Genomic DNA, 18,590 nt, shown 5'->3' on the forward strand with positions numbered 1-18,590 from the left:
CCGGCTTGCCCCTTGACGAAAGGATAGGATTTGTCATTTACGATTTGATGGAAACCGACGCCAGCCCCTCCAGAAGTAAAGGAGCGATTTCGCGATACATTTCCCCAAACTGTGAAACGGGCAGCGGGTTAACCCCGAGGCCGGCTTCCACAGTGAAGCCGGGACGCCGAAACTCTTGAATAAACCAATCCTTGTATCCCGCATCGCTGCCATGGAGCTTAACCGCTTCATATCCGCTCACGCTGGCCAATCGGCATGCTATCGCTTCCGATTCACGGGGCTCCAGATCGCGGTAATTCCAATAGATTTCTTTCCCCTGTGTATGCAGCGCCGCGACGAGTTGAAAGTTACGGCTTTTCGTAAATTCCGCCATCGCCAAAGCTTCCGGTTCCGACAGGGGAGCCATACCGGTATAATCCCGCGGGCCCGGCCCAGGTACGCCGCGGCGGTCGCGCTCGATCTCCCAGTGCGCGGGGAACTGGTCATTGAGATCAACGCCGCGGATGTTGGCCTTCCAGCCCGAGAAATCCTGCAATCCGCAGTTCCATTCCATCAGCTGCCTGTAATAGGGGTTTTCCCTTGAAAGGCCCCGCAAGACAAGCTCCACTCCGTCCGGATTCACCATAGGTACGATCCAAAGCGACGTTTGTTCGAACAGCGGCCGTACATCCCATGCTCCAAGCGGCGCACCATTCACATAGGCTGAAGCGTAGTCCTCAATGAACTTCATCAACAGCAGGCTTGTAATCCATTCATTCGCATGAAATGAACCGTTGTAGTGCACCTCCGCGGGTCCTGATCCGATACGGATGGAGGGAATGGTCTTTCCAAGCACACTCCCGCCGATCGATTCGACCGCCAGGAACGGATACCTTTGCTTCAAGAGCCCCAAATCCTCCATCATGCGCTCATAATCATAGGGGTTGGCCGTATCCACGGCTTCCATCGTCCTGCCAGGCGCCACAGCAACGGTTTGTCCGATACAGATACAAGGGCGATGCGGATCACCGCCCGGATTTGCCGCGATCCGGTCCGCCACGTTCCCGCCTTTCCTCGCGGCCAACCGGAATAACGGTTTTCCATACCGCACCGTATAAGGGAATATCATCTCATTTCCCCCTTCAAGTTCAAATGCCTATCCGCTTATAAAGGGCCGATAGCCTAGCTAATGCATATGAACGGGAATTAGATAATATTCGGAACCTGCCAAACCACAGGCGTTACTTTAATATGCTCGTTCAGCCATGATTGGGCGATCTTCCTGAACAATACCGGGTCGCCGCTGCAAAAGAACTGATGTACGGGTAAGGTACCCGTGGTCGCAAGTTTCCCCTTATGATACAAGATCGTGCTGATTTCTCTGGCCGTTTCGTCCGCAGAACTGATCAGAGTCACGTTGGGTCCCATAACCTGGGAGATGATATCGGAAAGAAAAGGATAGTGCGTACAACCTAAGATCAAACAGTCTATAGGCTTCTTCCTCAGCTCGGATAATGTATCCGCCACAACCTTCCGCGTCTCTTCAGCATGGAACAGACCCTGCTCCACCAGCGGTACGAACGATGGGCAAGCCTGGCAGATTACCTGAATTTGCGGCGATATTTGGCGGAGAGCGTACTCGTAAGCACGACTTTTGATGGTGCCTTCGGTACCGATGACCCCGACCCTCAAATTCCTGCTCGTTTTGATCGCTGCCCGGGCCCCCGGATGAATCACACCGACGACGGGGATCGGCAGTCTGCTGCGAATCTCTTCAAGAGCTACCGCCGTTGCCGTATTGCAGGCGATAACAATCATTTTGGGATGAAATTGAAGCAAATAATCGACAATCTGGCGGGTAAAAATCAATACCTCTTCCGCAGGCCGCGGGCCGTACGGTGTACGGGCCGTATCCCCGAAGTAAATGATCTTTTCTTGCGGCAATTGACGCATGACCTCCTTGACCACGGTCAATCCTCCAACCCCTGAATCCAGTATGGCTATCGCTTGCTGCACGTGTTTTCGCTTCCTTTATGTTGGTGTGTTGAAACGATGTATGCTTTTCCAGTCTATGAATGAAGGAAACAATTGGTACCTGGCGTATACTGTAACCGCACAAGTTATTCTATATTAACAGACCCCTTATCCAAAGAAAACCCAAACCCGCTGCTCTCCACGAATGCGCCCTTTATTTGCGTTCTGCGGCCCACATCAAAATCTGCAGAACAGCAATGATTACAAATGCGGTTAATGCCATAAAAGGAATGGTGATAAATCCGAAATAATTCACATAGTCGACATCGCATGGAATCGGACCGCAGGCTTGCGCGCCGCTTGTAAACCATGATGTTTTTTGCATCAAATAATGATAAAGCGAGATGCCGGCGCCCCAAATGGACATAGGGAGCGCATATATGTACATATGTCGTTCCTTGCGAACGGCAGCAATGCCCAGGATAATGACGAGCGGATACATCAAAATACGCTGATACCAGCAGAGCTTGCATGGAATGTAATGCAGAATTTCGGAAAAATACAGGCTGCCGAGGGTGGCGGTCAACGCCACGAACCAGGAAAGATGCAGCCCGTTCTCGCGGATGGTGTTCCTCCAATTCATAACTCTTTCTCTCCCTTCTATTAATCTCATCATATCAGAACCGGCGGAGGTGTTCCATCTTACGAAAGTCCGCTCATTCCGCAGAAACAAACCAGCGAGCCTGGCCCGTTCAGGCACAGCTCGCTGGTTTCACCGTTCTTTCTCTACACCGAAAAGCAGAGATACCCCAAAAAAGGCCGGCCCGCAGGCCGGCCTTTGAACACCGGTTTTCATTATCTTTTCTTTCTTCCGTTCTTCACAAGAGTCATTCTTCGGCTGTGCCTAAGCCATGAATAATACGCCTTCAAATCGCGAAGCTGAATGTCTTGAGAGACGCGGCCAAGAAACGTCACTACGATCATTTTGTGCAATGGGTTGCCGGCAATGTCGATCTCATCTTTCATTTCGACAAACTCCGATACCATCACCAGGTCCTCGTCAATGAGATAAACGTCCTTCTCATTCGCATAATACGGTTGAATTCCGCCGTACTTCAATTTATTCCATAAAAAACTGCAAATATGCTCAATTCCGCCCTTTTCGTCTTCCACACGCTCGGACCACCGGTTTTGCGCGTGGCTGGTGATTACGATGTCGGCTATTTTATATCCGTTAAATGGTACATGGAAGGGTTCATATGTACTCCAACGACTCATTATTTTATCTCGCAATAGTGATTCTCCCCCTTCACACTGAAAAAGACTGCTACATCTAATGTAGTATCGATATTACAAACCGTCAAGGGATACTTTGTCAGATGGCGCAATGTAAAGAAAACTATTTCTTTTCCCGCATTTGTCCATTACAATTAAGTACTAGAAAGGAGTGAACCGGGATGGGACGTCCTATTCCTGATTTTGGAAAGTTTCTTGAAGGTCTTCGAGGATCCATGTCTTTGAGAGAAGCGGCTAAGAAGAGCGGTCTTTCTCATGCTTATATCAGAGATTTGGAACTGGAACGAAACCGTTCGACCAACGACAAAATCACCCCTTCGCCCGATACGCTGAAGAAGCTCTCGGCTGCATACGGTTATTCTTATACGGAATTGATGATCAAAGCGGGACATCTGCCGGGCGGCGATACCGATTCCCAATCCAACGGCAACCGATTGGATATGGATCTCAATCACGTGTATTTTATCGAAATCGGCAGGAAGGACATCACTTATCATACAGAGGGCTCGAACATTGTCCATAGCATCGATTCGCTGCTGGATTTCAGCACGTTTTTAGACGAACTGGAAGAAAACGACTTCAAGAAAATGGATACCGATCTGTATGTTAATCTAAATCACATTCGCAAGTATGACGAACGTAAGGGACTGCTTTTTTTTCATGAAGACGGCACCGGCCCCCGCGTAACCATCTCTGCGATCCGGCAGAAAAAGTATCACGACCTGATTGCCCGCAAAGTAGCGGCCAATACCGAGAAGAGCCTTGAATTTTCATTCGGCAAAAGCGGAAACACCCCGACGTTTTCCGCAGCCAACAAACACATTTAACTTAAACCGGCGCTGGCAGCAATGGGCAGACATAAGATGAGAGACATCACGGGATACGTTTACCCTGCCCTGATCTGAATCGTTTAATCTTCATACAACCGCCGCCTACTGGCCCGTCTGCGCGATCATGTGCTGCGGGCTTGTTTTCCATGTTTGGGCGCTAAGCATATAGCGAGAGCCATAAACCATTGGAGCATCCTTACTTCAATACAATGTCCAAGTAACTACCCAAGGAAAGTTGGTATATTATGAGGGTGTTATATTTAGTTCCCTTATTTTTTATATGTTGGCTGTCGATGATTGTGTTAGCTTTGGCAGTGTTTCGTCAGCGGCTTAAAGAATACCGGAAACAGATTGTTGTCAGCGCTGTTGTTCTGACGCTTATATCCGTTTTTGTCCAAACGACACATTCGGTCATAGGCTTAATTTTGCAGCCTCTTTTTGTTATCTTATGCTTTTACATGATTTTCAGACTTCGTTTTATATACGCTTTGATCGTTAGTGTAGTGGTCTATCTGGTGGATACTACAACGGAACTGGGATTCTTCTTGATGATTAGTCGGCTTACTTCAGAAGATTTTTATAAGATCGCGCAGGAAAGCATGACGATGCCCGTCATTTCTTTGTTCTTGCTGAATTTGTCCGCCGCCTGTATCCTTAAAAAATTCAGACTCGGCTTTTCATTCGTGCCCTTTCATATTAACTGCAAAGACCACATTCACCCCCGCTTTCACAAAGCCATGTTTTTTATCATGAGTACCGGTCTGTTGATCATTACCCTAACCGTATCCTCCATATTTTATTGGAAGGCCGAAACTGCGGTCATTCAATTCTTTTCTGTGCTGCTGTTGATCGGGATCATACGCATTTTTTATGAAAAGGAATTGTCGGATGACTAGGTTCAAAACTCAAATGCGCAATGATCAAAACGGATGGTTCTTAAGTCCCGGTTGTTTATAAGCCAATCGGCACTGCGAACCTGTTGTTTTTCTTCATCACTTTTTGCACTCCGGTCCTGCGCACAATAGAATCGCACATTATGCGCCTTGATTCCAGTACATAAATCAATATAGGGAGAGATTCAAGTTATCAGCAAAATTCGACATAATTCGCTTGTCACCCTACTTAAAGTGTATTAAACTAAAATACAAGTAAATTTTATACAACAATAATGAACATGGATCAGCATGAGTCTATTTAACTATGTACCAAGTTCTAATTACCCTATAGAATAGAAGACAAGGGAGCCCATTCCAATGAGTTTTGCTATAAAAGTATTTCTTTCCTCCATCGAACTAAGCGCTATGATCGTGCTCTCTCTAACGATGTTTCGTTTTCAGTATTATTACTATTTACATAAGATATACGGCACTGCATTCATCATGTCTTTGATCACGTTTTATTTCAGGGATATCGTCGAGTTAGGCACTTTTTCCGTAATTTCCGCCCTGTCTGCCGAAATCATATTAATCATGATCATTTACAGAATTCCCTTTTTCTACTCTCTTCTTGTCAGTGTAACCGGTTTTATCGCCGGAGTCATTATCGAATCCGCCGTCATGCTTTCCGGCATCAAGCTGGGGTTATTTGACCCGGTACAAATTCAGCAGTCGGTTGCGGTGCTCGGTTCTATACAATTGATTACCGCGTTCATCATCAGTTTGATCATCTATCCTCTGCAAAGAAGAAAGATCGGATTCTTGTTTAAAACCAAGTATTTGGCATCCCGCACGGCACTTAAAGGATATAATTTTATCTTGTCGGCTTTTTTAGTTTTGAGCATTGTCCTAGCTCAGCTCGAATTGATCTCTTTTTACAATCATTCTATGAATATTGTAAGTTCTACTTTTATTGCCTTCATCTTTCTGATTGGTATATATGTCGCTTATATTCACAACAAAAAAATCATTAGAGAAACTTATGAAAGGCCTGTGAGAGATGAACTTGATCGATCGCTCAGCAATGAGCATAGCAAAAGCAATCCGAAATAATTATGCCGATGCCGCATCCGAGAAAGTTCTGTTTTATTCGCTCAGTTTATTGATCAATACATCCCTGGCTATTGCTGCGACTTTAATCATCTGTACGTTTACGGGCCGTCTGCCCGAGGCGGTTATAACGATTTTTTCTTTTTTGTTCCTTAGATACTTGAGCGGCGGCGCTCACCTCAGTTCCTCGCTGGGGTGTTGCATCTTTTCCTTGACGATTTTAACTTCCTTGGCCCATATCGATTACGCTTACTTTCATACCGGGCTGATTCTTAATATACTCAGCTTCATTATTTTTTTGATCAAGGCACCGGAAGGGTTGGAAAATATAAGCCGCATCGATCCCAAAAACTATCTTTACTTAAAAATCATATGTTTAATATTTATAGGCGGCAATTTTTACTTTCAATCTTCCCTTTTATCCGCCGTTTTTTTTGCACAGTCCGTTACTTTGACCAAGCCGGGATACTTCTTGTTTAAATTAATGGAAAGGAGGTGGTACAATGAAACTGAAAATGGCAAAAGTAGCTAATAGCGTTGCTGTAGTACTTGCTTCATTCTTTGTTTTCACCAACACCATCATCGCGAATCGTCCGGAAACTCCGCAAGAACTCTTGAAAAAATAAGAACATCGTAGCACTTTAGGGCTGACGGGCCATGGCGCGTCAGCCTCATCCTTTTCCATGGAGCTGAACATTCATGCAGAAAATTCCCGTTACTCGCGATGGCAAAAGGGGGTCCGAGGCACTTGTAGTCGATGCATCCGATGTAATCAAGATCGACCGCATTCGGGACCGCGAAGTCATCGTTCATACCAAAGACGAACAGTACTATTTGGATTTTTCCTTTGACAACTTAGAAGAATGGTTATTCGAGGACGGATTTCGCCAGCTGGACAGCACCAATATCGTGAATATGAATCATGTCGATCGATACGACTCCAAAAAAGGCCTGGTGTATCTGACATCAAACCGGGCAAGCCATATAACCGCATCCGCCGCAAGAATTCACAAAGAACACATCGAGAATGCGATACAGCTAATTAAAACATCCAATTCCGCTTCCGCAGAGCATAATCCTACGCTGCATGAGAAACTGTTCACCAAAATCACAAGCGAAACCAACGATTACCAGCTGCTCCGTTCATATGCTACCATTCGTGCGGTAAATGAACGCAAGCTAGCAGAGCAAAAAATTTTGCACATGGCCTACCATGACTCGTTGACCAACCTGCCTAACCGCACGATGTTCGACGAGAAGCTGAAGGACTATTTTGAAGAAGCGCAGCGCACCGGTTCGATGATGGCGGTTATTTTTCTTGATCTGGACCGCTTTAAAGTCATTAACGATACGCTCGGACATCATATCGGAGATCAGCTGCTTCAAATGCTGGCCCGTAAGCTTCAGGAATATGTTAAAGGCGAAAACATCGTCGCCCGCTTCGGCGGTGACGAATTTATCATTCTTCTTACGGATGTGACTCAAGCGGAAGAAGCTGCGCAGTTTGCCGGAGGAATATCGGATTTGCTCAAGGAACCGTTCGTTATTGAGGACAACGAGTTTTTTGTCACGTCCAGCATCGGCATCAGTATTTACCCGCAGGACAGCACCGAAGTGGAGAGCCTTTTAAAAAATGCGGATATCGCCATGTACCGTTCCAAAGAGAAAGGGGGAAATTCATATCATTATTACCACCCGGATATGAACAAGCGATCCTTGCACCGTTTGAACCTTGAGGTGCATTTGCGCAAAGCCCTGGAGCGCGGAGAGTTTGAAATTTATTATCAACCGATCGTTGATCTTCGCCATGGGTCCGTGATCGGCATGGAGTCTCTCGTCCGTTGGAAGCACCCCGATTGGGGCATGGTATCCCCCACGGAATTTATTCCGCTGGCCGAGGAAACCGGTCTGATCATACCGATCGGCAACTGGATTTTGAAGCAATCGTGCATGCAAAACAAAGAGTGGCAGCAAAAGGGCCTCCCCCCTCTGGTCGTATCGGTCAATATTTCAGCGATACAGTTTCACCAGTCGAATTTCGTGCAGACGGTGATGGATACCCTGCAAGAGTCCGGCTTGGCCCCCGATCGGCTCTGTCTGGAAATCACGGAAAATGTAGCGATGAATAACGTCCCTTACATTATCGAGACCCTGCAAAAGCTGAAGGTGCTCGGCGTACGCCTCTCCATTGATGACTTCGGCACCGGATATTCCTCCTTAAGCTATTTGAAACGGTTCCATATACATACGCTGAAAATCGACCAATCGTTTATTCGGGATATTTCTTCCGATGAAGACAATGCTGCGATTGTAACGGCCTTGATCGCCATGTCCCGTCAATTAAAGATCAAGTCATTGGCGGAAGGCGTAGAAACCATGGACCAACTTCAATTCCTGATTGCTCAAGGCTGTGACGAGATTCAAGGCAATGTATTCAGTAAGCCGATCCCAGCCAGCGACTTTGAACATTTAATTAAAATAACAAGCAACTGTATGTAAACATCTGAACCAAGAAAAAAGGCGGTCAGCGGCTGCAACTTTTTTCTTTTTTTTCGTCAAATTATGGTAGTCCAGCTCATTCGGAAAGGATTTGAACCATGCCTGCTCCTCTATCCCGCAGCTCCCGTTCGTCATCGCGGCCTTCTTACAGAGCGGTTCCCAAGAGAAAAAAAAACGTTAAAAGCCGCAGATTATCCGTTTCGGTTACATTATTTTTCTATACTCTGTTTGTATTGTTTATCTTCGGCTTATTTTTCTTACTATGGTTTTTTCTAACCGAATCAGGCACCAACCTTCGATATTTGATGGCCGATACGCTGATTACAACCCAGCACCGCCACTGGGCCAAATATATCATCGGCAATGATGAGCTGGAAAAGCGGGTTCATCGATACTGGTCGCAATTCGACACCTATTCGGAAGTCCAGGATCAAGGGCTCGTCCATGTGGACGGCACAAGCACTTCCACGATAGAGAAGCAGTCCAAGCCGCCTATTGAGATTGAAGATATTCAAGGTACGAATTTTAAAGGCAAGCTTCTGATTGTCCATGATCCGACGATGCTGCGTATCGCTGTGCCCGGAAAAGCCGGAAAGGGCGAGAAGGTTTCCGATATGGTGCAGCGTCTGGATGCGCTCGCCGGCGTGAATGCGGGGGGCTTTGTAGACCCGGAATGGAAAGGAAACGGCTTCCAGCCTACAGGGCTTGTCATGTCCGGAGGCCAAATCTTTTATAATGACGGCGGCATGAATACGCCAACCCATATCGTCGGTATCGACAAAGAGGGGCGTATGGTAGCAGGTAAATATTCTCCGTCCGAGCTTCTGAAAATGGGCGTACAGGAAGCGGTCACGTTCGCTCCCAGGTTTATCGCAAACGGTGTCGGGCTGATTAAGAGCAAAGCCGACGGCTGGGGCATCGCTCCCAGGACCGCGATGGCCCAAAAGGCCGACGGAACGGTAATGTTCGCCGTTATTGACGGGCGTCAACCCGGACACAGCATCGGCGCCACGCTTTACGACATCCAGAATATTTTTCTAGAGCGCGGTGCGGTCACTGCGGCTAATTTGGATGGCGGCTCATCCTCAGTGCTGGTGCTGGGGAATCAGGGAAATCAGGATGCCGCAGTGTCCGCTTCCACCAATAAAACAACCAAGGCCGTCATTGTAAACAAGCCCTCCAGTGAATATGGCGAACGATATTTGCCGACATCCTGGCTTGTTTTCAAGGATCCGAAGAAAGCGAACATTCGCAATATTTGGGAGGGACTGGATCCGAGTAAAATCGACCCATCCAAGTGGTAAATCCATCTTCTACTATATAACGGAACGGGACTTGGAGTAAGAAGCCAAGTCCCGTTGCCTATGTTATGCTTCCTCACGTTCCGCTGTTGTAGCGGCTACGGAAGCTTCTGCAGCAGCTATGTCGTCCTGCCGTTGAGCGGCTTTATCTTTTTTCCACGATTTCACTTCTTCCCCTGCATGAATCGCCACTTCCTTGGCTTTGCTTGCCCATTCGGAAGTATGCTTTCCGATCGTCTCTACTGTCGTTTGGGACGTTTCCGATACGGCGGAAAAGATTTGCTTCGATTTCTCGGCGACATCCCCCGCCAGCCGCTGTGTCTTCTCACTGACCTGCTGATACCCCTCTGCAATATCGTTTCTTAGTTCACGACCGGACTTGGGTGCCAGCAGCAGCGAGGTTACGGCGCCCAGCACACTGCCGATCACCGCTCCGATGATCAAATCCTTGTTTTTTTTGTTTGCTGTCATCTTCTCTTCACTCCTTGGATTGATTTGATTTCGAAGCTTTCAGTCGATGCCAGAGATGAAGACCGGCTGTCATGAGCTCTACCAAATCCTTAGCGGTGTCGCGGTTGTTAAGGACAGCCCTGCGGGCTTCCGATACCGTATCTTCCACTGCCAATGATACAGCCTTGACGGAACGGGACATCCGGTCCACCGCTTCACCCGTTTCATTCGCTGCAGCAAACCAGAAGTCGACCGTACCCAGCTTCTTCTGCACATCTTCCATCACTTCGGTGGAGACCTTAACCAGCCGCTCCGATTCCTCCGTCGTTCTGCGCACCTGCTCCTGCATAAATTCGAGCTTCATTTCGCTGCGCTTCAGCACCTCTGTTGCCGTTTGTATCAACCTGACAGCGAAAAATAAAAATAGAAGGAATGCGAGCATGCAGAGCAAGAGTCCCCATTGCCACCACATGGCCGTCACCTCCGATCCATCAAGCTTCTGGACGAATGCCTATGAGATACTACAGTATAAGACGCCGGGGGCCATTTTGACACAACAATTGAAAAAAAAGTATGGCAGCAGACCTGTCCGAACGTAAAACAATCATAAGCAGTTCATGACGTCAACCTGGTTGGCAAGAAGAAAAAAGAAGGTATAATGGAGAGAAGTGGATGCGTTTTCTGATTCTCCTGATTACATAAGAAAGCGGTGGACTCATCGATATGAACAGAGAGCAAGGCTTGCAGCGAATTGAAGAGGTCAAAATCATAGCTATCGTACGAGGTGTGGAAGAACAGCACATTGTCGGCGTCGCCGAGGCGCTGTTGGCGGGGGGCATTCCCGTCATGGAGATTACAATGAATACGCCCGGAGCGCTCAGGATGATCGGGAAGCTGCAGGAGCAGTTCGGCGACCGGATGTATATCGGAGCCGGGACCGTATTGGATTTGGACGATGCCCGTCAAGCCCTGGACGCGGGCGCATCCTATTTGGTCACGCCTAATATGGAGGAAGAAGTCATCTCTTATGCGGTCCGCCGTGACGTTCCGATCTTCCCTGGAGCGATGACGCCGACGGAAATCGTCAAAGCATGGAAAGCCGGGGCGACGGCTGTGAAAATTTTTCCGGGGTCCAGCCTTGGCATGGGCTACATTAAAGAGCTGATGGGACCTTTGAATCACATTCCTATGATGGCCGTCGGCGGGGTCACCGAAGACAATATAGTCGAGTTTATCAAAATAGGGTGTTACGGTGTCGGCATCGGCGGCTCGCTTGTCAATTTAAAGGAAATTGCCGCCGGAAATTATGGATGGATTCAGGAAAAGGCATCGCGGTTAACGGCTCGTTTAAGAGGCTGAGCCCGCTTCATCCAAAGAGAACAAAAGCCAACAGCGGCGGCGGCAGTCATAAGCGTTAAACCAAAAAAGGCGGCCTTTAGGCCGCCTTCATCTTCACTTAACCTTTTATGACATCGTGGTCCACGTAGCGTTCACCGTTCAGTTCGCTGATTACGTTAATAGCCACTTTGGCGCCGTCCCCGGCTGTAATGATCGTATGCACGCTTACTCCTGCAGCCGTCCCGGCCGCCCAAATACCTGGTACAGCCGTTTTGCCGTCACTGTCCGCTTCAAAGACCGTTTTGATCCGGGGCTCCGTACCCGGCTTGGTGGATACGCCAATCTTTTCCGCGAGTTCGACGGAAACACCCGTGGCAAGAATGACATGCTTCGCCTCGTAGGTTCCGTTTTCCGTTTCCACCTGGAAGACATCACCAGTCTTTTTTACATTTACCGCCTTGGATTGCACCAGTTCTGCGCCAAACTTGGCAGCTTGCTTCTTGCCGATCTCGACGAGATCCGGGCCCGAGATTTCCGTTACCCCGTAGTGGTTCTCAACCCATGCGCGTTTGGTAATGCTCTGATCGTTATCGATAACCACTGTCTTCTTCCCGGCTTTGGCGGTAAAAAGCGCTGCGCTGGCTCCGGCTGGTCCTGCTCCGATAATAGCAACATCGTAAGACATGATTTCATTCTCCTTTCCAGTATGTCGGACACGCGAACAGAGAATTGGTCCGCCGCTCCAAAATGTTTACATATGCCAATCTGCTTTATAACGTAAAAAGTAAATCGTATTCTATTTTATTCTATTATCCTCCAAATTATGGCATATGTCAAATTCTCACCGTTCTCGCAGCCGCTGCCTGCTCTAAAAAAATTTTCACATGCTTTTCGTCGAAAATTTAATATTTTTGTAACATTTTACCCATCAATATACGTTATTATGATAGATAGTGCATATTTTACCTTATCGGGAGGAACTACGGATGTTGTCACCGCGCAAAAAGAAAAAAAACCGAAAAATACTGCGTACCGTCATGCTTACCCTTGGAATTTTCGGTATAGGGGCAGCCAGTTATGCGGGTTATTTAATACATAAAGCTGATAAAGCTCTGGAGCAAATGTCCGTATCCGCCGCAGGCGCACATCAGTCAGCCGCTGTTGAAAGCAGCGCGCAGCTGAAACCGATGAGCTTTCTGCTGATCGGTGTGGATAACCGAAGCGGCAGCGGAGGAAGCATGAATAGCGACGTGATGATGCTGGTCTCGCTCAATCCTGAGACGCGTTCAGCCACCATGGTTTCCATCCCTCGCGACTTGCAGCTAAAGCCAAGAGAATTCGGACTGTCCTCGCAAAAAGCCAACTATTATTACGCTTACTATTATAATAAGGACCGCGAAACGGCCCTCGCCCATACCAAAAAATTCTTCAGCGGCATGTTTGACGTTCCGATCGATTATATAGCGGTGATCGATTTTGACGGGTTCCGCCAGGTGATTGACGAGCTTAACGGAATTACAATTGATGTCGACATGGATATGCGTTATGTAGATAACTTCGACGGTACGAACATCAATCTGTCCAAAGGGCTGCAAACACTCAACGGCAAGGAAACGCTTGATTTCCTGCGTTACCGCAAGTCCAACCGGGGGACGCAGGAATCCTCCGACATTGCCCGAAACGAACGGCAGCAGAAGGTCTTGTCTACGCTGCTTGATAAGATGACCTCGTTTACCGGAATCACCCAATGGGGAGGATTGCTCGACATTGCCGGCAAAAATGTGCAAACCGATATTCCGCCTGACCAGCTGCGCAAATTCATCCTGTCCTTTCAGAAGCTGAAACCCGATCATATCGAATCGATTCCTTTGGATGGCCGATGGGATAGCCCCTATATTGTGCCCAAAGAAGAGGATCTTAGTGCCGCCATCGCCGCGCTTCGGACGCAGCTGGGCCTACCATCGGAAAGCAGCACGGTTACAGGAGCGACCTATAGCGTACTTTCAAAGCGCTTCGGTATAGACCCATCCGTCACCGACCTCCGGGACAAAAACATAACCCAGACACATTACAGGACTTCCCGATAAAGGAGGTCCTGTCAGCCATACGATCAAGCGTTCACACGGATTACAGATGTCTCCTGAAGATTTGGGTGGCTGCCAGAGATGGCGCAGCATCATCCATTTCTTCATCATATTCCTCGTCATCCGGATGAACGATTTGCTCATTTAATATTTCCGCCGCTTCACCTTCCGTCAGTTGTCTGCCGAACTGCAGCTCCAGCCGGCTTTTTTGTTCGTTCTCCATGCTTTTCCCTCCGCCTCAGTATAGGGATTATTTTTTTCTAATCCGCCGCTTTTTATGAAAATAGCAAAAAACCATCTTCAGCCGTATTACGGTTTACGGTTTCTGAAGATGGTTTATTTAGGTTGTATAACGTAAGCGCACTTGCTGCCTCCCTTGGCCAGACATTCCATTCGCTCCACTCTGGCTTCTTTGCCAAGCAAGCTTTTGAACATCTCCAGCTCACAACTGCACGCATGATTGTATTGGTTAGCCACCTGCGAGATGGGGCAATTATGCTCGTTCAGCAGAAAGGACCCGTCTTCTTTCCGTTCCAGCTCCACCATGTAGCCGTTCGCATTCTGAATGTCCGAGAGCTCCAGTACCCGGTCCACCAGGGATTTACCTTCCATCCGATTCTCATATCGTCGGATCAGGCGCTGCTTCCGGCGTTCGAACAGCAGGTTCACCTTATCTTCCCCCAAAGCGGATTCCAGCTCTTCCAACAAATCCAACGTGAGATGCTGGTACTTCTTCGGAAACAAGTCTTCTGCATGCTCTGTCAGCGAATACTGATTCATGGGTCTTCCCATCGCTTGCCGAACCAGCTCCGATGCGATCAGGTTGTCTCGTTCCAGCGTGTTCAAATGACGCCGTACGGCCATTTCCGTAATGCCCAGCTCTCTGGTCATCTCGCTGACGCTCAGCGGTCCCTTGGTTTTAAGCATGGTTAAAATCATTTTTCTCGTGGACACGTCCGCCCCGTGGTTCATCCGGTCTCACCGTCCTTCTTGTTAGCCGAGCGCCGCTTGTTCATGCCGCTGCCGGGTTATGTCGCCGTCTGAATACAACACATTTTAAACGAAAATAATCCATAAGTAAATGAATGTGCTCAAAGTTATGAGAACCGGATATGAAAAACGAGAGCGGATTTACAGAACAGGATTCACGTCTTTTACCCGTTGCAGCACCGCCTACAGCATTTCCTTACGAATAAAAGCCGGAACCGCTTCGGCGAATGCTTCGAGTGCTGCCGGGAGCCTGCCGATCATGGGATGCAATCCTTTGTGCCTGACCGCAGTGTAATCCTGTGTTAACGGTCGGCGCAGCAGAACCAGCTCCTTTAGCGTTGCAGCCGTGTCCTGGTCAAAGACGCCTTCATCGCCTAAAATGTCGATAATGTCCTCGTAGCTGCTCGCATCGCGCATCATAAACGCATCAATGAGCAGACTGCCTACATCCGTTACCGTCTCGATAGCCAGATGAAGCGTCCGCTCTTGGGCAAAATGAAGGAGAAGCGGTTCTTCCTTAGCCTCCCCCAGTACATCTTCCGGCCAGGCTTCTCTTAATTCGGTGCAAGCCTGCAGCAGCGTAGGCACAAATGACAAGCGCAGATCGATTTGTTCCTGGTTGACATAATACATGTGGTTATCTCCGTTTCTTATTTCTCCGTTTAGACCATATCAGGATTGCAGGGAATGAAACAAACAACAGAACGATAAGCACGACGGCCTGCATCAAATATTCGTAGCTCATCTTTATGCGTTCTCCCTGGAGGGCGCACCTTCGCGCGAATAGGCCCAATGATTCGTCGGTCCGTGTCCTCCGCCAATCCCCAGTTCATGGCGGATCGCCAGCGTAATGAAGCGCTTGGCCGTATGCGCGGCTTCCAGGAGCGGCTTCCCTTTTGCAAGCTCGGCACATATCGCTGCGGAGAAGGTGCAGCCTGTCCCGTGCGTATGGCGCGTCTCATAACGTTCCCCCGTCAGCAGGTGGAAGCTTTCTCCGTCATAGAGCACATCGGTAGGATCGCCGCTGCGATGACCGCCCTTCACGATGGCTGCCGAAGCGCCCAACTCCTTCACTATACGTACAGCCGCCTGCTTCATGTCCTCTAGCGACGACACGGTCATCCCCGTGATGACCTCCGCTTCCGGAATATTCGGCGTTACGACGGCTGCCAGCGGCAGCAGCTTTTGCCGCAGCGCGTCCTGGGCGTTCTCGGCAAGGAGACGGGCACCGCCTTTGGAAACCATCACAGGATCTACCACCAGCCGCCGCAGACCGGCTTTACGAATACAGTCCGCCACAAGCTCAATGACCTCCGGCTGCGAAAGCATGCCTGTTTTGGCCGCATCGGCTCCGAGATCCGATAAGACCGCCTGAATCTGCTTTTCGATGCCTTCGAGCGGGATATCGTATATTCCATGCACACCCAATGTATTCTGTGCCGTGACGGCCGTGATGGCGGACATTCCGAACACGTCCAGCATTTGAAACGTTTTGAGATCGGCTTGAATCCCCGCACCGCCGCCGCTATCCGAACCGGCGATGGTCAGAGCTTTAGATATGACCATTCCTACAATCTCCTTATTCAATAAGATAATACGCAGTGTCTAGAATTTACCTCAGTTTAAGTTTAGTCTTCCGTCGGTTTACCGTCAAGAAGCCCGGGGGGACGGGGTTGTTTCGTTTGGTGATCATTTTATGACAACTGGAATAAACGCTTTGACGCCGTCAAAGCGAAAGCGTTATGATGAAGTTAATGAAAGAGTTAAAGAAAGGGTCCGATCTTTGATGATCAGTAGACTGCATGCGCTGCACATCATCACCACGGGACGGCAAGAGCTCGAAGAGGTGGCCGCGATTCTGAAGCGGTGCCCTGTGTCGTTCATCGATGTGCTGCATATACGCGAGAAGCACCGGAGCGCACACGAGCTTGTGCAATGGCACGCGATGCTGAAGCCCCTGCTCCCTCAAACAAAGGTAGTGCTGAACGACCGTATGGACGCTGCGCTTGCAGCTTCGGCGGACGGGGTGCAGCTCACTGGGAACAGTCTGTCGCCTGCAGAGGCACGGGCTATCGCCCCGACAGGCATGACTATCGGCTGTTCTGTGCATTCTGCCAATGAAGCGGCGGAAGCATCCCTCCAAGGCGCGGATTACGTCATCTTCGGCCATGTCTACCCTACGGGCTCGAAGCCGGGAATCCCCCCTCGAGGCATTGCCGTCCTGAGACAAACCGTGATTGCCGCAAACGTGCCGGTCATCGCCATCGGAGGCATCGAGCCGCAGACCGTGGACGACGTTCTGTCCACCGGTGCCGCAGGCGTAGCTGTACTGTCTTCCGTCCTGCTGCACTCTGACCCTGTCGGACAAGTATACGCTTACCGTGAGGCGCTTGATCGGACCAAGCACAAACCAAGGAGAGGATTTACATGAGCACGGCAGCACAACAAACCGGCGGCAGGACATCGGCCCCCACCGCAATCATTATCGGAGGAGGCGTCATCGGCTGTGCAGCGGCCTTCGAACTGTCCAAGGCCGGTTATGCCTGCACCCTTCTCGACAAAGGGGCTATTCATCAGGAAGCGTCTACTGCCGCCGCAGGTATGCTCGGGGCCCAGGTGGAAATACATCAGCCCGGTCCGTTCTACGAGCTTTGCCGCCAAAGCCAGGAGATATATAAAGCCTGGATCGATGAGCTTGAGCAGATCGGCGGCGTAACGGCACAATACATCGGTAAGGGAATACTTCGCGCCGCCCTGACGGAAGAAGACGAGCTTGAGCTTCGCAGCCGTCTGTCGTGGATTCAGAACGCCGACTGGATGAAGCCGGAGGACATGCGGCGGATAGAGCCAGAGCTTTCCGCTGAAGTGCGGGGAGGATTACATTTTCACGCCGATCACCAGGTCCATCCGGTCTGGCTCGCCAAATCACTTGGCGCAGCCATTGTACGGCAAGGCTGCCGCATCCGCGAATGGACGCCCGTATTCAAGCTGCTGACGGAGCCCGGCACCGGACGCATCTGCGGCGTTCAAACCTCGGAGGGCCCCTTGTATGCCGACATCGTCGTGCTTGCTTCCGGAGCCTGGAGTCCGGCATTGACCGGGCCGCTGGGCATCAAGCTTGATATGTTCCCCGTAAAGGGACAATGCATATCGGTCAAAACGGGAGCTCCGATCATCCGTTCAACCGTATTTACTCATGGCTGCTATATCGTACCGAAGCTGGACGGCAGCTATATCATCGGAGCGACGCAAGCGGAAGCCGGTTTCGATAAGCAAGTCACCGTAAAGGCCATAGCCGAGCTTCACGGCAAAGCGGCCGCGCTGCTGCCGCGAATAGAAGAGGCCGAATTTATAAGCTCCTGGGCAGGTCTGCGCCCCGGGACACGTGACGGGCTGCCGTATCTCGGCGAAACCAGTGAGCTTCCCGGATTGATTTTCGCCACAGGTCATTATAGAAACGGGATTCTGCTTGCTCCGGTCACTGGCAGAATTGTTGCTCAGATCGCGGCAGGAGACAAGCCTCTTGAGGATCTCAAGCCCTTCTCGCCAATGAGAGATTCCGCAAAAGCAACGGCATCATTATGATTTCAAACGGGCAAGCAGCGCCCAACGGCGTTCATGGCGCCGTTTGTATTTCGGAAGCCCCCGGTACAGTTCTACCGCCTCGCGGAACGACCGGCGGGCTTCTTCTTCTCTGCCTAACTTGCGGTATAATTGACCTAGCAAATAGTACGCTTCGCAAGAGGAGGAATTCACCTCACGGAACCGTTCCAGATATCCAATCGCTTTCTTTGCATCCGTATCCGCGAAGGCTTCGCCCAGTTTAAGATAAGGATCACCGTATCTATTGATATGGTAAACTAA

The 18,590-nt window shown here is 49.5% G+C and carries 22 protein-coding genes and 1 pseudogene; 11 read left to right on the plus strand and 12 right to left on the minus strand.

All coding sequences use genetic code 11. The features are described from left to right. Window positions 1–37 precede the first annotated feature (37 nt). From EXW96_RS14945 to EXW96_RS14960, 4 genes are all read right to left on the minus strand, one after another. Window positions 38–1,108 (minus strand): M14 family metallopeptidase, encoded by a 1,071-nt coding sequence (locus tag EXW96_RS14945; protein ID WP_174350861.1) that lies wholly within the window; start codon window positions 1,106–1,108, stop codon window positions 38–40. A gap of 77 nt (window positions 1,109–1,185) precedes the next feature. Continuing rightward, window positions 1,186–1,995, minus strand: a complete 810-nt coding sequence (gene racE / locus EXW96_RS14950; protein ID WP_174350862.1) for a glutamate racemase — start codon at window positions 1,993–1,995, stop codon at window positions 1,186–1,188. Between the two features lie 172 nt (window positions 1,996–2,167). After that, complete coding sequence (locus tag EXW96_RS14955; protein WP_054819074.1) at window positions 2,168–2,596, minus strand: disulfide oxidoreductase; 429 nt, start codon at window positions 2,594–2,596, stop codon at window positions 2,168–2,170. A gap of 212 nt (window positions 2,597–2,808) precedes the next feature. Then, a complete protein-coding gene (locus EXW96_RS14960) occupies window positions 2,809–3,246 on the minus strand; it encodes a hypothetical protein (protein ID WP_174350863.1) in 438 nt (145 codons plus the stop codon). Between the two features lie 164 nt (window positions 3,247–3,410). Between EXW96_RS14960 and EXW96_RS14965 the strand changes: the two genes are divergently transcribed. From EXW96_RS14965 to EXW96_RS14995, 7 genes are all read left to right on the plus strand, one after another. Further along, window positions 3,411–4,076 carry a helix-turn-helix domain-containing protein gene (locus EXW96_RS14965; RefSeq protein ID WP_054819073.1) on the plus strand — a complete coding sequence of 222 codons (666 nt, stop codon included), beginning with the start codon at window positions 3,411–3,413 and terminating at the stop codon, window positions 4,074–4,076. A 296-nt stretch (window positions 4,077–4,372) separates the two neighbouring features. Continuing rightward, window positions 4,373–4,975: a hypothetical protein gene (locus EXW96_RS14970; RefSeq protein ID WP_137669924.1), complete on the plus strand. Its 603-nt coding sequence runs from the start codon at window positions 4,373–4,375 to the stop codon at window positions 4,973–4,975. 357 nt (window positions 4,976–5,332) lie between these two features. Next, window positions 5,333–6,067 carry a hypothetical protein gene (locus tag EXW96_RS14975; protein WP_174350864.1) on the plus strand — a complete coding sequence of 245 codons (735 nt, stop codon included), beginning with the start codon at window positions 5,333–5,335 and terminating at the stop codon, window positions 6,065–6,067. Beyond that, window positions 6,015–6,596, plus strand: coding sequence for an accessory gene regulator ArgB-like protein (locus EXW96_RS14980; protein ID WP_174350865.1), 582 nt, complete (start codon window positions 6,015–6,017; stop codon window positions 6,594–6,596). Before EXW96_RS14975 ends, EXW96_RS14980 begins: the two co-directional genes overlap by 53 nt. Next, the gene (locus tag EXW96_RS14985; RefSeq protein ID WP_137669923.1) at window positions 6,568–6,690 is read left to right on the plus strand and encodes a cyclic lactone autoinducer peptide; all 123 of its coding nucleotides are present in this window, start codon (window positions 6,568–6,570) and stop codon (window positions 6,688–6,690) included. Before EXW96_RS14980 ends, EXW96_RS14985 begins: the two co-directional genes overlap by 29 nt. 73 nt (window positions 6,691–6,763) lie before the next feature. After that, window positions 6,764–8,563, plus strand: a complete 1,800-nt coding sequence (locus EXW96_RS14990; RefSeq protein WP_254611393.1) for a putative bifunctional diguanylate cyclase/phosphodiesterase — start codon at window positions 6,764–6,766, stop codon at window positions 8,561–8,563. Window positions 8,564–8,661: 98 nt separating this feature from the next. Beyond that, window positions 8,662–9,867 (plus strand): phosphodiester glycosidase family protein, encoded by a 1,206-nt coding sequence (locus tag EXW96_RS14995; protein WP_174350866.1) that lies wholly within the window; start codon window positions 8,662–8,664, stop codon window positions 9,865–9,867. A gap of 63 nt (window positions 9,868–9,930) precedes the next feature. Here the strand turns inward: EXW96_RS14995 and EXW96_RS15000 are convergent, their stop codons facing one another. Together EXW96_RS15000 and EXW96_RS15005 are read right to left on the minus strand one after the other, a co-directional pair. Continuing rightward, window positions 9,931–10,335 (minus strand): YtxH domain-containing protein, encoded by a 405-nt coding sequence (locus tag EXW96_RS15000; RefSeq protein ID WP_174350867.1) that lies wholly within the window; start codon window positions 10,333–10,335, stop codon window positions 9,931–9,933. 7 nt (window positions 10,336–10,342) lie between these two features. Next, window positions 10,343–10,786 carry a DUF948 domain-containing protein gene (locus EXW96_RS15005; protein ID WP_062407071.1) on the minus strand — a complete coding sequence of 148 codons (444 nt, stop codon included), beginning with the start codon at window positions 10,784–10,786 and terminating at the stop codon, window positions 10,343–10,345. Window positions 10,787–11,037: 251 nt separating this feature from the next. On the opposite strand from EXW96_RS15005, the gene EXW96_RS15010 reads away from it, so the two are divergent. Next, the gene (locus EXW96_RS15010; protein WP_174350868.1) at window positions 11,038–11,673 is read left to right on the plus strand and encodes a bifunctional 4-hydroxy-2-oxoglutarate aldolase/2-dehydro-3-deoxy-phosphogluconate aldolase; all 636 of its coding nucleotides are present in this window, start codon (window positions 11,038–11,040) and stop codon (window positions 11,671–11,673) included. Between the two features lie 97 nt (window positions 11,674–11,770). Here the strand turns inward: EXW96_RS15010 and EXW96_RS15015 are convergent, their stop codons facing one another. Further along, window positions 11,771–12,337 carry an FAD-dependent oxidoreductase gene (locus tag EXW96_RS15015; RefSeq protein WP_062407067.1) on the minus strand — a complete coding sequence of 189 codons (567 nt, stop codon included), beginning with the start codon at window positions 12,335–12,337 and terminating at the stop codon, window positions 11,771–11,773. 301 nt (window positions 12,338–12,638) lie between these two features. Here EXW96_RS15015 and EXW96_RS15020 point away from each other — a divergent pair, with 301 nt between their 5' ends. Continuing rightward, window positions 12,639–13,739, plus strand: coding sequence for an LCP family protein (locus tag EXW96_RS15020; RefSeq protein ID WP_082660642.1), 1,101 nt, complete (start codon window positions 12,639–12,641; stop codon window positions 13,737–13,739). Window positions 13,740–13,779: 40 nt separating this feature from the next. Here the strand turns inward: EXW96_RS15020 and EXW96_RS15025 are convergent, their stop codons facing one another. From EXW96_RS15025 to thiD, 4 genes are all read right to left on the minus strand, one after another. Continuing rightward, a complete protein-coding gene (locus tag EXW96_RS15025) occupies window positions 13,780–13,959 on the minus strand; it encodes a hypothetical protein (protein ID WP_054819064.1) in 180 nt (59 codons plus the stop codon). A gap of 113 nt (window positions 13,960–14,072) precedes the next feature. Further along, on the minus strand, window positions 14,073–14,708 hold the full coding sequence (locus EXW96_RS15030) for a helix-turn-helix transcriptional regulator (RefSeq protein WP_054819063.1): 636 nt from the start codon (window positions 14,706–14,708) through the stop codon (window positions 14,073–14,075). 201 nt (window positions 14,709–14,909) lie between these two features. After that, complete coding sequence (locus EXW96_RS15035) at window positions 14,910–15,359, minus strand: DUF86 domain-containing protein (protein WP_174350869.1); 450 nt, start codon at window positions 15,357–15,359, stop codon at window positions 14,910–14,912. Window positions 15,360–15,473: 114 nt separating this feature from the next. Beyond that, the gene (gene thiD / locus EXW96_RS15040) at window positions 15,474–16,292 is read right to left on the minus strand and encodes a bifunctional hydroxymethylpyrimidine kinase/phosphomethylpyrimidine kinase (RefSeq protein WP_174350870.1); all 819 of its coding nucleotides are present in this window, start codon (window positions 16,290–16,292) and stop codon (window positions 15,474–15,476) included. A gap of 220 nt (window positions 16,293–16,512) precedes the next feature. Here thiD and EXW96_RS15045 point away from each other — a divergent pair, with 220 nt between their 5' ends. Further along, window positions 16,513–17,157 (plus strand): thiamine phosphate synthase, encoded by a 645-nt coding sequence (locus EXW96_RS15045; protein ID WP_174350871.1) that lies wholly within the window; start codon window positions 16,513–16,515, stop codon window positions 17,155–17,157. Further along, window positions 17,154–18,311, plus strand: a complete 1,158-nt coding sequence (gene thiO / locus EXW96_RS15050; protein WP_074727819.1) for a glycine oxidase ThiO — start codon at window positions 17,154–17,156, stop codon at window positions 18,309–18,311. Before EXW96_RS15045 ends, thiO begins: the two co-directional genes overlap by 4 nt. On the opposite strand, the pseudogene EXW96_RS15055 reads toward thiO, so the two are convergent. Then, window positions 18,306–18,572 (minus strand): annotated as a pseudogene (locus EXW96_RS15055) (tetratricopeptide repeat protein); the annotation flags it as partial. The gene thiO and the pseudogene EXW96_RS15055 sit on opposite strands and share 6 nt — an antisense overlap. Between the last annotated feature and the right edge of the window lie 18 nt (window positions 18,573–18,590).

Origin of the sequence: Paenibacillus sp. JMULE4 (assembly GCF_013337105.1) — a bacterium.
GTDB lineage: Bacteria > Bacillota > Bacilli > Paenibacillales > NBRC-103111 > Paenibacillus_G > Paenibacillus_G naphthalenovorans.

Excerpts from the sequence above, each read along its gene's own strand:
- EXW96_RS14995 (WP_174350866.1), top strand. The coding sequence starts at position 8,662 with ATGCCTGCTCCTCTATCCCGCAGCTCCCGTTCGTCATCGCGGCCTTCT.
- EXW96_RS14980 (WP_174350865.1), top strand. The coding sequence starts at position 6,015 with ATGAACTTGATCGATCGCTCAGCAATGAGCATAGCAAAAGCAATCCGA.
- EXW96_RS14970 (WP_137669924.1), top strand. The coding sequence starts at position 4,373 with ATGATTGTGTTAGCTTTGGCAGTGTTTCGTCAGCGGCTTAAAGAATAC.
- EXW96_RS15020 (WP_082660642.1), top strand. The coding sequence starts at position 12,639 with ATGTTGTCACCGCGCAAAAAGAAAAAAAACCGAAAAATACTGCGTACC.
- EXW96_RS15025 (WP_054819064.1), bottom strand. The coding sequence starts at position 13,959 with ATGGAGAACGAACAAAAAAGCCGGCTGGAGCTGCAGTTCGGCAGACAA.
- EXW96_RS15000 (WP_174350867.1), bottom strand. The coding sequence starts at position 10,335 with ATGACAGCAAACAAAAAAAACAAGGATTTGATCATCGGAGCGGTGATC.
- EXW96_RS14990 (WP_254611393.1), top strand. The coding sequence starts at position 6,764 with ATGCAGAAAATTCCCGTTACTCGCGATGGCAAAAGGGGGTCCGAGGCA.
- thiO (WP_074727819.1), top strand. The coding sequence starts at position 17,154 with ATGAGCACGGCAGCACAACAAACCGGCGGCAGGACATCGGCCCCCACC.
- EXW96_RS14985 (WP_137669923.1), top strand. The coding sequence starts at position 6,568 with ATGAAACTGAAAATGGCAAAAGTAGCTAATAGCGTTGCTGTAGTACTT.
- EXW96_RS14965 (WP_054819073.1), top strand. The coding sequence starts at position 3,411 with ATGGGACGTCCTATTCCTGATTTTGGAAAGTTTCTTGAAGGTCTTCGA.
- EXW96_RS15005 (WP_062407071.1), bottom strand. The coding sequence starts at position 10,786 with ATGTGGTGGCAATGGGGACTCTTGCTCTGCATGCTCGCATTCCTTCTA.
- EXW96_RS14945 (WP_174350861.1), bottom strand. The coding sequence starts at position 1,108 with ATGATATTCCCTTATACGGTGCGGTATGGAAAACCGTTATTCCGGTTG.
- EXW96_RS14955 (WP_054819074.1), bottom strand. The coding sequence starts at position 2,596 with ATGAATTGGAGGAACACCATCCGCGAGAACGGGCTGCATCTTTCCTGG.
- EXW96_RS15015 (WP_062407067.1), bottom strand. The coding sequence starts at position 12,337 with ATGTCTTACGATGTTGCTATTATCGGAGCAGGACCAGCCGGAGCCAGC.
- EXW96_RS14975 (WP_174350864.1), top strand. The coding sequence starts at position 5,333 with ATGAGTTTTGCTATAAAAGTATTTCTTTCCTCCATCGAACTAAGCGCT.
- EXW96_RS15010 (WP_174350868.1), top strand. The coding sequence starts at position 11,038 with ATGAACAGAGAGCAAGGCTTGCAGCGAATTGAAGAGGTCAAAATCATA.
- EXW96_RS15030 (WP_054819063.1), bottom strand. The coding sequence starts at position 14,708 with ATGAACCACGGGGCGGACGTGTCCACGAGAAAAATGATTTTAACCATG.
- thiD (WP_174350870.1), bottom strand. The coding sequence starts at position 16,292 with ATGGTCATATCTAAAGCTCTGACCATCGCCGGTTCGGATAGCGGCGGC.
- EXW96_RS15035 (WP_174350869.1), bottom strand. The coding sequence starts at position 15,359 with ATGTATTATGTCAACCAGGAACAAATCGATCTGCGCTTGTCATTTGTG.
- EXW96_RS15045 (WP_174350871.1), top strand. The coding sequence starts at position 16,513 with ATGATCAGTAGACTGCATGCGCTGCACATCATCACCACGGGACGGCAA.